At 61.6% G+C, this 13,466-nt stretch carries 14 protein-coding genes and 1 pseudogene; 5 read left to right on the top strand and 10 right to left on the bottom strand.

The window, feature by feature from the left end; all coding sequences use genetic code 11:
• The first annotated feature begins 121 nt into the window (after positions 1-121).
• Together ACNAZS_RS24870 and ACNAZS_RS24875 are read left to right on the top strand one after the other, a co-directional pair.
• The gene (locus ACNAZS_RS24870) at positions 122-1,111 is read left to right on the top strand and encodes a Bug family tripartite tricarboxylate transporter substrate binding protein (RefSeq protein WP_415793228.1); all 990 of its coding nucleotides are present in this window, start codon (positions 122-124) and stop codon (positions 1,109-1,111) included.
• 159 nt (positions 1,112-1,270) lie between these two features.
• The gene (locus tag ACNAZS_RS24875; RefSeq protein WP_415793229.1) at positions 1,271-1,759 is read left to right on the top strand and encodes a VOC family protein; all 489 of its coding nucleotides are present in this window, start codon (positions 1,271-1,273) and stop codon (positions 1,757-1,759) included.
• A 60-nt stretch (positions 1,760-1,819) separates the two neighbouring features.
• Here ACNAZS_RS24875 and ACNAZS_RS24880 read toward each other — a convergent pair whose 3' ends face one another.
• Entirely contained in the window at positions 1,820-2,656 is an 837-nt protein-coding gene (locus ACNAZS_RS24880) for a class II glutamine amidotransferase (RefSeq protein WP_415793231.1), read from the bottom strand.
• Between the two features lie 132 nt (positions 2,657-2,788).
• Complete coding sequence (locus tag ACNAZS_RS24885) at positions 2,789-3,211, bottom strand: VOC family protein (RefSeq protein ID WP_415793232.1); 423 nt, start codon at positions 3,209-3,211, stop codon at positions 2,789-2,791.
• A 182-nt stretch (positions 3,212-3,393) separates the two neighbouring features.
• Between ACNAZS_RS24885 and ACNAZS_RS24890 the strand changes: the two genes are divergently transcribed.
• Positions 3,394-4,440: an NADP(H)-dependent aldo-keto reductase gene (locus ACNAZS_RS24890; protein ID WP_415793233.1), complete on the top strand. Its 1,047-nt coding sequence runs from the start codon at positions 3,394-3,396 to the stop codon at positions 4,438-4,440.
• 61 nt (positions 4,441-4,501) lie between these two features.
• Here ACNAZS_RS24890 and ACNAZS_RS24895 read toward each other — a convergent pair whose 3' ends face one another.
• Positions 4,502-5,224, bottom strand: a complete 723-nt coding sequence (locus tag ACNAZS_RS24895; RefSeq protein WP_415793234.1) for a haloacid dehalogenase type II — start codon at positions 5,222-5,224, stop codon at positions 4,502-4,504.
• A gap of 169 nt (positions 5,225-5,393) precedes the next feature.
• On the opposite strand from ACNAZS_RS24895, the gene ACNAZS_RS24900 reads away from it, so the two are divergent.
• Positions 5,394-7,007, top strand: a complete 1,614-nt coding sequence (locus ACNAZS_RS24900) for a thiamine pyrophosphate-binding protein (RefSeq protein WP_415793235.1) — start codon at positions 5,394-5,396, stop codon at positions 7,005-7,007.
• Between the two features lie 88 nt (positions 7,008-7,095).
• Here ACNAZS_RS24900 and ACNAZS_RS24905 read toward each other — a convergent pair.
• The 6 genes and pseudogenes from ACNAZS_RS24905 to ACNAZS_RS24930 form a co-directional block, all read right to left on the bottom strand.
• Positions 7,096-7,525: Ldh family oxidoreductase (locus ACNAZS_RS24905; RefSeq protein ID WP_415793236.1), on the bottom strand; the 430-nt coding region annotated here is incomplete at its 5' end.
• A 1-nt stretch (position 7,526) separates the two neighbouring features.
• Positions 7,527-8,106 (bottom strand): annotated as a pseudogene (locus ACNAZS_RS24910) (Ldh family oxidoreductase); the annotation flags it as partial.
• A 27-nt stretch (positions 8,107-8,133) separates the two neighbouring features.
• The gene (locus ACNAZS_RS24915) at positions 8,134-9,063 is read right to left on the bottom strand and encodes a hydroxyacid dehydrogenase (protein WP_415793237.1); all 930 of its coding nucleotides are present in this window, start codon (positions 9,061-9,063) and stop codon (positions 8,134-8,136) included.
• Positions 9,064-9,126: 63 nt separating this feature from the next.
• The gene (locus ACNAZS_RS24920; RefSeq protein WP_415793239.1) at positions 9,127-10,140 is read right to left on the bottom strand and encodes a Bug family tripartite tricarboxylate transporter substrate binding protein; all 1,014 of its coding nucleotides are present in this window, start codon (positions 10,138-10,140) and stop codon (positions 9,127-9,129) included.
• An 88-nt stretch (positions 10,141-10,228) separates the two neighbouring features.
• Entirely contained in the window at positions 10,229-11,404 is a 1,176-nt protein-coding gene (locus ACNAZS_RS24925; RefSeq protein ID WP_415793240.1) for a UxaA family hydrolase, read from the bottom strand.
• A 43-nt stretch (positions 11,405-11,447) separates the two neighbouring features.
• Positions 11,448-11,729 carry a UxaA family hydrolase gene (locus ACNAZS_RS24930; RefSeq protein WP_415793241.1) on the bottom strand — a complete coding sequence of 94 codons (282 nt, stop codon included), beginning with the start codon at positions 11,727-11,729 and terminating at the stop codon, positions 11,448-11,450.
• Between the two features lie 172 nt (positions 11,730-11,901).
• On the opposite strand from ACNAZS_RS24930, the gene ACNAZS_RS24935 reads away from it, so the two are divergent.
• Positions 11,902-12,660: a GntR family transcriptional regulator gene (locus ACNAZS_RS24935; protein ID WP_415793242.1), complete on the top strand. Its 759-nt coding sequence runs from the start codon at positions 11,902-11,904 to the stop codon at positions 12,658-12,660.
• Positions 12,661-12,702: 42 nt separating this feature from the next.
• Here the strand turns inward: ACNAZS_RS24935 and ACNAZS_RS24940 are convergent, their stop codons facing one another.
• Positions 12,703-13,464, bottom strand: coding sequence for an ABC transporter permease (locus tag ACNAZS_RS24940; protein WP_415793243.1), 762 nt, complete (start codon positions 13,462-13,464; stop codon positions 12,703-12,705).
• Positions 13,465-13,466: the final 2 nt, after the last annotated feature.

Below are 13,466 nucleotides of genomic sequence, written 5' to 3' on the forward strand. Positions count from 1 at the left end.
ACGGTGAAAACGGCGTGGCCTTGCGATGAGCAACCCACGCTTTTTTTTACTCGAGTAGGCCCCATCGGGGCAACAGCAAACCCTCGAACGCATCAATAACAATCTTTACAGAGACAACGCCATGAATCCGATCCGACGCCGCCATCTGGCATTGACCTTGGCCGCAGCCACCCTGGCGGCCTGCGGCTTGCCCGCCCATGCCGCAGACTGGCCCGCCGACAAGCCCATTTCCTATGTTGTGCCCTTCACGGTAGGCGGCTCGACTGACGTAGTCGGTCGCCTGTTGGCACAAAAACTGGGCGAACGCCTCAAACAAAACGTCATCGTGGAAAACAAACCCGGCGCCGCCGGTGCGATCGGCGCCACCTATGTGGCCAAAGCCGCGCCCGATGGCTACACCCTGTTTGGCGGCACGATCAGCACGCATGCCATCAACGCCAGCCTATACAAGAACCTGCGTTATGACCCGGTCAAGGATTTCGAGCCCGTCTCGCTGGTCGCCACGCTGCCAAACGTGTTGCTGGTGGATCCCAATCTGGGCGTGAACTCTGTCGCCGAACTGATTGAGGTGCTCAAGCGCGATCCCGCCAAGCGTACCTTCGCCTCATCGGGACCCGGTACGTCGACCCACTTGGCCGGTGAGCTATTCGCCGACAAGATCGATATCCCCCTCACCCATATTCCCTACAAGGGCACGCCGCCCGCCATGGTGGACGTATCCTCGGGCGCCGTGACCTTTATGTTCGACCAGATGACAGCCGCCCTGCCCTTGCTCCAAAGCGGCAAACTCAAGTTGCTGGCCGTCACCACACCGGAGCGCATTGCGCTGGCGCCGGATACCCCCACGATGGAAGAATCCGGCGTAAAAGACTTCAAGATGGCCTCCTGGCAAGCGGTGTACGCCCCCAAAGGCACGCCCAAGGCCATCGTTGACCGCCTCTCGCAAGAGATCGCCGCCGTCCTGCAAGAACCCGACGTCCAGGAAAAACTGGGCAAAACCATGGGCATGCAACTGGTAGGCAGCAGTCCCGAAGCCCTGCGCGACCTGATGGCCACCGAAATCCCGCGCTGGGCTGAGGTCGTCGAGAAATCCGGAGCTAGCGTCGACTAAGCAGGAGCAAGGGCGCGGCCGATTTTTTTGTGCCGCAGCCCTTAAAAGTACCGGTCCGACAAAAAATATCCATCGCACTTGTCGATTTGGGTCAGCCTCAACCGTCGTGAGAATAGAGCGCCCTGCCATTGTGGCGGGCGCACTTTTCAGGAGCCCCTCATGGCCACCGTAAAACCGATTCCCGATGGTATGTATACGCTGACGCCCCACCTGATTTGCGACGGAGCGGCCGAGGCGATTGATTTTTATGTCAGGGCCTTTAACGCGGTAGAGCTGGCCCGTTTGCCGGGCCCGGACGGCAGGATCATGCACGCGATGGTGCAAATCGGAGACTCCAAGGTCATGCTGGCCGACGCGTTTACCGAATGCGGCGCCATGAGCCCCAAAGGGCTGCAGGACTCGCCGGTGTATCTGCATCTCTATGTCGAGGATGTCGACGCGGCGATGGCCCAGGCGGAAGCCGCGGGCGGCAAAGTAACCATGGCGCCGATGGACATGTTTTGGGGAGATCGTTACGGGCAGTTGACCGATCCCGTGGGCCATCGCTGGTCAATCGCGACGCACACGCAAGATCTGACGCCCGAACAGATTCAGGAAGGCATGAAGGCCTGCTTCGCCCCGAACGAAGGCGGCCAGGCGCCTGCCTGATCCGACATCCCCCCATCAGTCTCGCGGTATGGGGGGCGTGGCGCGTGGACGTCCTGACGCTTACAACCCGCCTGGCACAAAGGGGAAATAGTTGACCTCCCCTTTGTGCGCGATGATTGCGGTGGCCTCGGGCACCTCTTGCCAGACGCCCGGCAATTCGGTCAGCGGTTCGGATAGCAACATGTACGTATCGTCCCCCAATGCGGCAATGCGTGGCTCGTCGGGATATAGGTGCTTCAGATGCCGCACATCGGTGTTGTGGAATAAGGTTCGCGAATTGGCTTCGCTCGAATAGCGCACCGCGATCAGCCGTTCACCATCGAGAATGCACACCGTCATGTTCAGGGGAGATTCGACCGCGTAGCGATGCCCGACCTCTTCGACTGCAGCTGCCATGCGCTCCAGTGCCGGCAGCGGATCCTTTTCCAAACCAAAGCTCAAGGCCAGCAGGAACATCACTTCGGAATCGGTGGAACCCTCCAGTGAAAGAAAATATTGGGGGTCCACCTGCATCAGCAAGTCACGCCGCAGGAGGGGGTAGTTCCGAATCGAGCCATTGTGGACGAATAACCAGCGATTATGGCGAAACGGATGACAGTTCGTTTCCTGAGCGGGGGTATCCGTGGCCGCGCGGATGTGCGCCACGAACAGCGGCGACTTGATGGCGCGAGCGGCCTCTCGTAGATTGCGATCATTCCACGCGGGATGAATACTGCGATAACGAAATGGCATTTCATTCGGATCACGGCCATACCATCCCACGCCAAAACCGTCTCCATTCGTCGTCGTGGCCCCCAAGCGCGAGTGCAGACTCTGATCGATCAGCGAATGCTGGGCCTTGAACATCACCATATCCAACTGCAAGGGATTACCGGAATACGCCATCCAGCGGCACATAGCATGCTCCTGCGAAGTCGTTCGTATTATTTATAAGGAATACTAATCTGCGACCAAGGCCCTAAAGGCCCCCACGCCGCGCCTTCGGCGTTTTTGCCTTGGGGCGGCCCGGCGGCAAAAAAGGGCCCGCCATCATTCCTGCGGCAATGCCTGCGGGTTCCAGGCAACCTCCCATAAGTGTCCATCCGGATCCTGAAAATGCCCTGCATAGCCACCCCAAAACGTGTCTGCAGCGGCTTTGAGAATCCGGCCGCCAGCCGCGCCCGCCTGCTGCATCACCAGATCGACCTCGGCTTTGTCGCTCACATTGTGGGCGAGCGAAAACTCCGTCGCACTGCGGGGCCCTAATTCCAGACCGACTTCATGCGCCAGACTCGCGCGTGGCCAGAGCGCCAATATCAACCCGGGTTGCATTTCAAAGAATGCAACCGCGCCATGCTCGAACTCGGTACCGACAATACCGGCCGTCGATAAGCCCAAGCCATCCCGATAAAACCGCATGGCACGGTCCAGATCATCCACACCCAAAGTGATAAAACTGACGCGAGGTTTCATTCTGGCTCCATAGTGTGCAAACGACAATCCCTGCGCCAGGCCTTCGCAAATGCAGAAACTTGCCCGGCAAGGACCATCAATGACCAGCGTTCGACAACGCCGAAGAAACATCACCTATTAAATCACTCTGACACACGCAGGAGTAAGATCGATCCGTTTTCTTCTCTACTCGGAGCTTTTCCTTGAAATACCGAAAACTTGGCCGCACCGACACCGAAGTCAGCCTGATCGGCCTGGGCACCATGACCTGGGGCGAACAAAATACCGAAGCCGAAGCCCACCAGCAACTGGACTACGCCCTAGAGCGCGGCATCACGCTGGTCGACACGGCGGAAATGTATCCCGTGCCACCGAAAGCCGAAACGCAGGGCCGTACCGAAACCTATATCGGCACCTGGCTCGCTAAAACAAAACGTCGCCAGGACATCGTGCTGGCCAGCAAAGCCGCCGGCCCCGTTCGCGACGCCAAGCGTCCGGGCCACATCCGTGACGGCAAGACCTTTCTGGATCGCAAGAATCTCACCGAGGCCCTCCACACGAGCCTCAAACGTTTGCAGACCGACTACCTGGACCTGTACCAGTTGCACTGGCCCGACCGCAGCACAGCCACCTTTGGCCGCGGCTACCCCTGGTTCACCGACGAATACACGGTACCCGTCCAGGAAACGCTCGAAGTCCTGCAGGATTTCGTGCGCGCCGGCAAAGTCCGTCACATTGGCGTATCAAACGAAACTCCCTGGGGTGTCGCACAGTTTCTCAAGCACGCGGAAAACCAGAATCTACCGCGCATCGCCACCATCCAAAACCCGTACAGCCTACTCAACCGCACCTACGAAACCGGCCTGTCCGAATTCAGCCACCTGGAACAAGTCAGTTTGCTCGCCTACTCCCCCCTGGCAATGGGCGTGCTCTCGGGCAAATACCTGAATGGCGCTCGCCCCGAAGGCGCGCGAATGACGCTATTTACGCGTTTCACGCGCTATAGCAACGAGCAAAGCGAAGCGGCCACAGAGCAATACGTGAAATTGGCACGCGATCATGGTTTATCACCGACGCATCTGGCCCTGGCCTGGGTTAACCAACAGCCCTCCGTGGTCAGCAACCTGATCGGCGCCACGACGTTGGAGCAACTCAAGGAAAACATCGACAGCGTCGACGTGACCTTGTCCGACGAGATACTCAAAGCGATCGACGCGATTCACGCACAGCACCCTAACCCTGCACCTTAAGGTTATCGGGCGACGCTCAGTCATCCTCAAGGTGCATGGAGTGTCGCCCCGCGGCTGAGGGTCAGCCTAACAACTGATCCGCCAACGCGGCAAAATCCTCGACGACCGCGTCCCAATCCTGCTGAGCTTCCAAATCGGTGGTTTGCTGTGGCCCATGCTCGGTCGCGCGGCGCACAAAAGCGGTCTTCAAGCCGCACTGACGAGCGGCAGCCAAATCGTTGTTGTGGGCCGCTACCATGCAGATTTCGTCAGGCGCCAAACCCAGTACTTCGGCGGTGCGCAGATAGGCTTGCGGCGTGGGTTTGTACGCTTGGGCGACTTCCGCTCCTAAAATAGCATCCCAGGGCAGGCCTGCTCGCTTTGCCATATCCAGCATCAGTCGGATATTGCCATTAGATAACGGCGCAATGATGTAGCGTGTTTTCAGGCGAGTGAGACCCGCCACGGCATCCGGCCAAGGGTCTAACTTGTGCCAGGCGAGGTTCAACCCGTCCAACGCCGTCGGCGGTATCTCATTTGGATCAATGCCCAATTCGCGAAGTGCTTTTTCCAAGTTTTCGCGATGCAGCACATCCAGCCGCACAAAGGGACGCGACCCGTTGCGCACCGGCTCCATGGATGGCCCATATTGCCGGCGCCACGCATCAGCCAACGCCAAAGGCTCTACGCGTCCCTGTCCATACTGTGCCAAAAATGGCGCGGCGTCGCGAGCCACGCCGCTGCGCCAATCGACGACCGTACCGAATACATCGAAGACCAACGCCTGAACCTTGTCCCATGCCATGATGCCTGCCTCCATTCAATCAAAATCGATAAATACGCCGCATCGGAAGATCATAGGATAATCGGGTCTTCAGGCGATACCCTGTCTTGAATATCCACCGCACGGTGATCAAGGATCACGGCCAGGAACACCAGTGTCATACTCAGGTTGATAGACCAGGAGTTTTTCGATGACGGTTTCTTCTCGCGGCGCCGATGCGCTGGCGCGCTCTATCAAGGCGGCAGGCATCAGCCGTCTGTTCACGCTATCGGGCAATCACATCATGCCCGTCTTCGATGCGGCGCTGTCGGCCGGCATCGAACTGGTGCACGTACGCCACGAAGCCGCGGCCGTGCATATGGCCGACGCATGGGCACGCCTGACCGGCGAGCCCGGCGTGGCACTGGTGACGGGCGGCCCGGGCCATGCCAATGCGGTGTCCGCGCTATACACCGCGCAGATGTCCGAATCGCCCGTGGTGCTGTTGTCGGGTCATGCGCCCAATGGACAGGCCGGTTGGGGCGCGTTTCAGGAAATAGACCAGGCCGCCATGGCGGCGCCTGTGACCAAGGCGTCGTGGGCGGTAGGATCCGCGGCAGCCATGGCGACCGATTTTGCGCGAGCGTGTCGCGTCGCGCGCAGCGGCCGGCCCGGGCCGGTGCATCTGAGCCTGCCCACTGATGCCCTGGAGCATCCCGCCGACGAAGCGCTGCCTGACGCGCGCGACTACGCGCCGATACTGATGCCGTTGGATGCCGGGCAAACGACCGCCCTGGTAACGCGGCTAAGCAAGGCCCAGCGGCCCCTGGTACTGGTGGGACCGACCGGCCTGACCGATGCCGGGCGCGCTCGCGTAGCGGCGCTGCAACAGGCTTGGGGCATACCCGTCGTCGCCACGGAAAGCCCGCGCGGCGCCAACGACCCGGCGTTGGGGGCCTTTGCGCCGATACTGGCGCGTGCCGACTGCGTGCTGCTGCTGGGCAAGCGCCTGGACTTCACCTTGCAGTTCGGCAAGGCCTTCGATGTGGCCTGCGAATTTATACAAATCGACGCCGATGCGCATGAATGGACGCGCACACGTCGCGCTGTGAGCGAACGACTACAGGAAACCCTGCTGGCCGACAGCGTCACCGCCCTGGAAAGCCTGGCGCAACGGTCCTTGCGCGGCACGCCGGACTGGTTGGCGCAGGTAGAAACCGCGCTTGCTTACCGCCCGCCCGCCTGGCGCGAAGCCGTCGGCAATGGCGCTGGCCTGCATCCGGCCGAGCTGTGCCGTGCGGTGCAACAGGTGCTGGATTCGCACGATGATTCGGTGCTGATCTGTGATGGCGGCGAGTTCGGCCAATGGGCCCAAGCCTGCCTGCGCGCGCCGCACCGTGTCATCAACGGCGCGGCCGGTGCCATCGGCAGTGCCTTGCCCATGGCGCTGGCCGGCCGGTTGGCGCATCGCGACGCACCGGTGGTGGCCATGATGGGCGACGGCACGTTTGGCTTTCATTGTGCCGAGCTGGATACAGCGGTGCGCTACGGCCTGCCGTTCATCTGCGTGGTAGGCAACGACGCGCGCTGGAACGCCGAATACCAGATCCAACTGAATAGCTACGGCGCCGAACGCCTGGTGGGCTGCGAATTGCTGCCGACTCGCTACGATCGCGTAGCCGAAGGCTTCGGCGCCCATGGCGCGTGGGTGACGGAAGCGGCCGCGCTGGCGCCCGCCTTGCAGACCGCGGCACAAGCCAGGCTGCCCACCTGTGTCAACGTGGCGCTAGCCGGCCTGCCCGCCCCGGTGGTGCGGCAAGGCTGACGCGCGGCGCCCGGTGTGACGCTGACGATAGCGGGAATGCGCGCTGTTTAGTGCACGTCTTTCTAGAAGTAATCGGAGGCGTGGCAGACTAAGCCTGCCCCGTCGCCAACTCGCGCAACTGCGCCAACAAGGTATCCGGAATCTCGACGCCCTGTTCGCCGGCCTGCTTCTGCAAGCCAGCACGGCGCGCACCCGGCAAACGTACGTCGCTGTCAGCCAACATGGCGGCTACTAGCGTTTCCACGCGCTCCAGATACACGTCGCGCCCGGCCAGCGCCCCCGGGTCGATGACCAGGAACGCCTGGCCGATGCGCGCCTGATTGCCTTGCTCCGAAAAAAACGAATCCGCCTCGAAACCGAAATGCGCACCCGTCAGCGCACAAGCCAGCAGTTCGACGATAAGCGCCAGCATGGCCCCTTTGACGCCGCCCATGGGCAACATGCTGCCCGCCAGGCCGGCCTTGGGATCAGTGGTAGGGTTGCCTTGGGCGTCCAGCGCCCAGCCCAACGGAATCTCGNGGCCCTCGCGCGCGGCCACCATCAGCTTGCCGCGCGCCACTTCGGACAGAGATAGGTCGATGATCAGCGGATCGGCGTCGCGGCGCGGGAAGGCCGCGGCAATGGGGTTGGTGCCGAACAGCGCACGCTTGCCGCCCCAGGCCGGCATGGCTGCGGGCGAGTTGCCCAGCGCCAGGCCGACCAGCCCTTGCCGCGCCAGCGCGTCCAAATGATAGGCAGCCACACCAAAATGATGGCTATTGGTGACACCCGCGAACGCCACCCCATGCGTCTGCGCGCGCGACACGGCTTCGTGTACCGCCAGGGCGCAGGCGGGGAAAGCCAATCCCGCGCCGGCATCAATCAGCACCGCGCCGCCGCGCTGTTGCGCAATGTGGGGGACGGCATCGCCCACGGCGCGGCCATTGCGCACATGTGCCGCATACGACGGCACGCGCGACACACCGTGCGAGGCCAAGCCCTGCGCGTCGGCATAGACCAACGCGCGCGCCGTGCTGTCGGCCATGTCAGGGTGGGCGCCAGCGCCACGCAGCGCGGCGCCGGCCAGATCATGCAAGGACTTCAGATCTACGGTTGCCATGGAAGACTCACAAGGAAAGAAACAGGCTCAGCGGCCTTGCAGGGCTTGCGCGACGCGTTGCGCCACCATGCTGGAGACACGCGTATTGGCTTCCTGAGTCAGGCCAGCGATGTGCGGCGTCAGCACCAGATTGGGGGCATCGGCCAGCGGGCCGTCGGCGGGCAAGGGCTCGTCCTGGAACACGTCGATGGCCGCGCCACGCAGGTGACCACTACGTAGCGCCCGGGCCAGCGCTGCCTCGTCGACGATGCCACCGCGCGCGGTATTGATCAGCACCGCGCCGCGCTTCATCGCGGCCAGTCGATCGGCATTCATCAGGTTGCGCGTGGCGTCGGTCAGTGGAATATGCAGGGTCAGCACATCGGCGCGGGCCAGCAGGGTGTCCAGCGCCAAGGGCTCGACGTCCGCCTCGCGCCAAGCCGGGTCATCGTCGCGCAGCAAAGGATCATGGGCCGCAACCCGCATGTCCAGCCCTTGCGCCAGGCGCGCCGTCAGGCGGCCGATGCCGCCGAAACCCACGATACCCAGCGTGCGAGTTTCGGCCTCCAGCCCGTTGGACAAGTCGGTGCGCGGCCAGGCGCCGGCCGCCACCTGGGTACTGTGATGATACGCGCCACGCAGCAGCAGCAGCGCCGCTGCGATCACATACTCGGCGACGGCACGTGCATTGGCGCCGGTGGCGGGCAGCACGGCAATGTCGCGCGCCTGGCAGGCCGGCACATCGATGTTGTCCAGGCCTACACCCAGGCGGCCTACCGCCTTGAGCTTCGGGCCGACCGCCAACAGGGCGGCATCGACCCGGGTGCGGTTGCGCACGATCAGCGCATCGGCGCTGGGCAACGCGGCCAGCAGCGCGTCGCGCCGGTCAACCAGATCAGGTTCGTAACGCACGTCGAAATCGGCGCGCAGCGCGGCAATGGCCGCTTCGTCCATGAACTCGGAAATGAGAATGTGCATCGGGCTTCTTCAATGGAAATGGGGCCGGGCCGATCGATACCGGCCCGAGTGGAAAAGAGTCGGCTAACCGACCTGGATATTCGCTTCACGAATGATTTTGCCCCAACGGTCGACTTCGCTGTCCAGATATTGCTTGAAGGCCGCCGGGCCGCGCGGTTGCGGCACAAAACCCAGGCGTCGAAAAGCCTGCTGCATATCGGGCTGCGACATCTGTTTCTCGATGGCGCCGCCAATGCGCTGCACCAACGCGTCGGGCATGCCGGCCGGAGCCAGCACGCCAGTGAAGTTCTCGACGATAAGGTCCGGGATGCCGGCCTCGGCCACAGTGGGCACATCAGGCAAGTCGGGGCTGCGCTCGTGGGTGGTCAGGGCCAGGGCACGCAGGGCGCCGCTCTTGACATGCGGCAGCGACTCCGGATAGTTGGAGAAAATCACATCCAACTGGCCGCCGAGCAGGTCGGTGAGCGACGGCGTGCCCCCCTTGTAGGGGACGTGCAGCAACGACGCGCCGGTCAGTTTCTGGTACAGCGCCAGCGTCAGGTGGGGCGGCGTGCCGTTGCCGCTGGACCCGGCCGATAGCGACTGGGCCTTGGCCTTGGCCGCACGGGTCAGCTCGTCCAGGGTGCGGATGGGGCTCTTGGCGTTGACCACCACCATCATCGGCGACGACGCGAGGCCCGCCAGCGGCACCAGGTCTTTTTTCAGGTCATAGCCGGCCCTGCCGGCAAACAACGTGACGTTGGCCGCGTGCGTCATGGTAATGGCCAGCCAGCTGTAGCCATCGGGGTCGGCGCGCGCCACCAACGTAGCGCCGATATTGCCGCTGCCGCCGGGCCTGTTCTCGACCACCACGTTCCAACCTTCGCCTGTAGACACAGCCTGACCGACCTGACGGGCGGCCACGTCGGTCAGGCCACCCGGCGGAAACGGGACGATGTAGCTGATGGGCCGCTGTGGCCAGTCTTTTGATGCGGCCAGCCCCCGTGACCAGGGGGCCAAGGCCAGGGCACCTGCCCCCAACAGCCCCAGCGCGTTGCGGCGCTGGACATCAGGACAGGCGTGACGATCATTGCGCATTGCTCTTCTCCTTTGGTTCAGGTCGCCGCCGACTGCGCGGCCAGTCATTGCTGCATTCCCCTCCTGCGGATGGTGTGCCGCGTCGCGATCAGGCGCTTTCGTACAAGCGCGTCAGTACGAATTCGCGATGGCCCAGGGCTTCTGCGGCCGTCCAGCGGCCGTTAGCGGTGGCCAGCATGCATTCCAGCAACTGGTCGCCCGCCTGGTCCAGGTCGATGTCGCGTTGCAGCAGCGCCGAGGTATCCACGTCCACGTGTTCGCCCATAGTGCGCACCGTACGCGGGTTGGCGCAAATCTTGATGACGGGCAGGATGGGGTTGCCTATGACGTTGCCTTGGCCCGTGGGGAAGAAGTGCACCGCATAGCCCGAGGCCGCACACAGCGTCACCATCTCGGCCGCCGCCGACGAGGAATCCATGAACCACAGGCCTTTGTCAGTAGGCGTCTCGGCCTTATCCAGCACGCCGTCGACGCGGCATTTCTTGCCGATTTTCTGGATATTGCCCAACGCCTTTTCTTCAATGGTGGTCAAGCCGCCGGCGATGTTGCCCTTGGTGGGCTGCGATTCGGACAGGTCGCTGGTCTTCCAACGATCGATCACTTCTTGGTAGCGGTTGAACATGAACATGAAGCGCTCGCGTACCGCGTCGTTGGCGCAGCGCTCGGCCACGATGTGTTCGCCGCCCGTGAGTTCGGTGGTTTCGCCGAACACTAGCGTGCTGCCTAGCTCGTATAGCTTGTCGAAGGCATTGCCCACGGTGGGGTTGGCACCACAGCCCGAGGTAGTGTCCGACTCGCCGCACTTGGTGGACACCCACAAGTCGGATATGGGGCATTCGGTACGCTGCAGCGCAGTCGCGTAGTGCACAAAGTCTTTGGCTTGACGCGAGGCCCGCATGATGGTGTCGTGGTCGCCGTGCAGTTCGATGCTGAAGCCCGCCACGGGCTTGCCGGTAGCGGCGATACCGTCGACCACGCGCTTAGTCCAGCCTTCTTCGATGCCGATGACAATCACGGCGGCGACGTTGGGGTTGCTGCCGGTGCCTATCAGCGTGCGAAAGTGCAGCTCCAGGTCTTCACCGAACTGCAGGCGACCGTAGGGGTGAGGCAGAGCCATGGTGCCCTTGATATTGTTGGCGACGGCTTCGGCGGCTGCATTCGAGATATCGTCCACGGGCAGGACGATGACGTGGTTGCGCACGCCGACACGTCCGTTATCGCGACGGTATCCCTGGAACGTGGTCGAGGCATTGATGATGGCCATAGCGGTTTCCTATGTAGGTAATCTGTGATGGGGACGCAGCCGCTTACCAGCGTTTGGTCTTGATGTTGTGAACGTGGGCGTGTTGACCGACCTGGATGGGCGCGACCACCTTGCCGATATCGGTGCCGTACTTGAACACGGTGTCGCCTACCGCCATGTCTTTCAGGGCCACCTTGTGGCCGATAGGAATGTCTTGCAGCGCCTTCAAATGGACGATTTTGTCTTCATCCATGATCCAGGCATTCAGTTCAGTGCCTGCTGTCAGGCCTTCCACGACGGCGACCGCCACCGTGTCCTTCGCATCGTGCAATACGGCGTGAATCATAGTTTTCCTCTCTGGAGTAATAGCCGTCCGGGGCCGCTCGGTCCGGCCGGGTTCATCACATCTTAGGCGCGACTAAAATCATAGTCAACTAAATCATATGTATGAGTTGTATGATTTAAGTTGCGATAACGTGCGCCGCTATAATTCGCCCTCTTTCATCGCCGGTATCACCATGAGAAACACTTCGACCACGACTGTTCCCCTAGGCAGCCCCCTGTACACCCAGGTCAAGCAGGAGGTGCTTGCGGCGCTGGCACGCGGAGAATGGAAACAAGGCGAGGCGGTGCCCCCCGAGAAAACCCTGGCCGAACGGTTCGGTGTCTCGATTGGGACGCTGCGCAAGGCCATCGATGAACTGGCGGCGGAGAACATCTTGGTGCGACACCAGGGACGTGGCACGTATGTGGCAGTGCATACGCGCAACCATCATTTCTTCAAGTTCTTCCGCATCGTCCGCCAGGACGGCCACAAGTCCTATCCCGCGACGCAGCTGCTGCGCTTTCGCCGCGTGCGGGCCACGGCCGCGGTGCGTGAACGCCTGGCGCTGCCGGCAGGGGCGTATGTGTTCGAATTCTCGAATGTGCTGTCGCTCAATGGCGATGTGGTGATGGTGGATGACATCAGCCTGCCCGAGTCACGGTTTCCGGGCATGGCGGAATATCATCTGCGCGAACGGCCCAGCACCTTATACGCTCTGTACCAGGACGTGTTTGGGGTAAACGTCATTGCGACCGACGAGTGGCTGCGGGTTGGCCTGGCCGATGCCACTCATGCCCAATGGCTGGGAGTGACGCAGGGCACGGCATTGCTGGAAATCCGGCGGGTGGCTTATTCGTATAACAAGCAACCGGTGGAGTGGCGGGTTTCCCGGGTCAATACAGCGGCTTATGAATATCTGGGCCAGGAGGCGGGCGGGGTGCTGGGCGCATGAGGGGTGTAGTGTGGAGCGCGGGTTATTGCCAGCACCGAAGGCTCAGGTCTTTAACCGATACCCCGTCTTGAATATCCAACGCACCGTGATCAAACAGACGATCAAGAACGCCAACGTCATACCCAGGCTAATCGACACACTGACATCCGACACACTATAGAAGCTCCAGCGAAATCCACTGACCAGGTACACCACCGGATTAAATAGCGTCACAGCCTGCCAAAACGGGGGCAGCATATTGATCGAATAAAACGTACCGCCCAGAAAAGTCAGGGGCGTAATAATCATCAGCGGGATGATCTGCAGCTTTTCAAAGCCATCGGCCCAGACCCCGATAATGAATCCAAACAGGCTGAACGTCACTGACGTCAAAATCAAAAAGCCCAGCATCACAAAAGGATGCTGAATATCGAACTCCACAAACAGGCGAGCTACCCCAAGCGTGATCAGTCCCAGGATCACGGACTTGCTCGTCGCCGCCCCCACATAGCCCGCCACAATCTCGATATATGAAATGGGCGCGGAATGGATCTCGTAGATCGTGCCTGAAAAACGCGGCATATAAATGCCAAAAGAAGCATTCGCGACACTCTGCGTCAACAGTGACAACATAATCATGCCGGGGACAATAAACGCCCCATAGCTGACGCCCTCGATCTCAACCATATGAGAGCCGATCGCCGAGCCGAACACCACGAAATACAGCGCCGTCGATATCACAGGCGAGGCCACACTCTGCATCAGCGTGCGGCGCGCGCGCGCCATTTCAAAAAGATAAATGGCGCGAATAGCGTAAAAATTCATAG

It is taken from the genome of Bordetella tumulicola (genome assembly GCF_965138755.1).
Classification (GTDB): domain Bacteria; phylum Pseudomonadota; class Gammaproteobacteria; order Burkholderiales; family Burkholderiaceae_B; genus Bordetella_A; species Bordetella_A tumulicola.

Bases quoted from the DNA above. Each gene is read 5' to 3' on its own strand.
- ACNAZS_RS24870 (WP_415793228.1), top strand. From the start codon at position 122: ATGAATCCGATCCGACGCCGCCATCTGGCATTGACCTTGGCCGCAGCC.
- ACNAZS_RS24875 (WP_415793229.1), top strand. From the start codon at position 1,271: ATGGCCACCGTAAAACCGATTCCCGATGGTATGTATACGCTGACGCCC.
- ACNAZS_RS24880 (WP_415793231.1), bottom strand. From the start codon at position 2,656: ATGTGCCGCTGGATGGCGTATTCCGGTAATCCCTTGCAGTTGGATATG.
- ACNAZS_RS24885 (WP_415793232.1), bottom strand. From the start codon at position 3,211: ATGAAACCTCGCGTCAGTTTTATCACTTTGGGTGTGGATGATCTGGAC.
- ACNAZS_RS24895 (WP_415793234.1), bottom strand. From the start codon at position 5,224: ATGGCATGGGACAAGGTTCAGGCGTTGGTCTTCGATGTATTCGGTACG.
- ACNAZS_RS24900 (WP_415793235.1), top strand. From the start codon at position 5,394: ATGACGGTTTCTTCTCGCGGCGCCGATGCGCTGGCGCGCTCTATCAAG.
- ACNAZS_RS24915 (WP_415793237.1), bottom strand. From the start codon at position 9,063: ATGCACATTCTCATTTCCGAGTTCATGGACGAAGCGGCCATTGCCGCG.
- ACNAZS_RS24920 (WP_415793239.1), bottom strand. From the start codon at position 10,140: ATGCGCAATGATCGTCACGCCTGTCCTGATGTCCAGCGCCGCAACGCG.
- ACNAZS_RS24925 (WP_415793240.1), bottom strand. From the start codon at position 11,404: ATGGCCATCATCAATGCCTCGACCACGTTCCAGGGATACCGTCGCGAT.
- ACNAZS_RS24930 (WP_415793241.1), bottom strand. From the start codon at position 11,729: ATGATTCACGCCGTATTGCACGATGCGAAGGACACGGTGGCGGTCGCC.
- ACNAZS_RS24935 (WP_415793242.1), top strand. From the start codon at position 11,902: ATGAGAAACACTTCGACCACGACTGTTCCCCTAGGCAGCCCCCTGTAC.
- ACNAZS_RS24940 (WP_415793243.1), bottom strand. From the start codon at position 13,464: ATGAATTTTTACGCTATTCGCGCCATTTATCTTTTTGAAATGGCGCGC.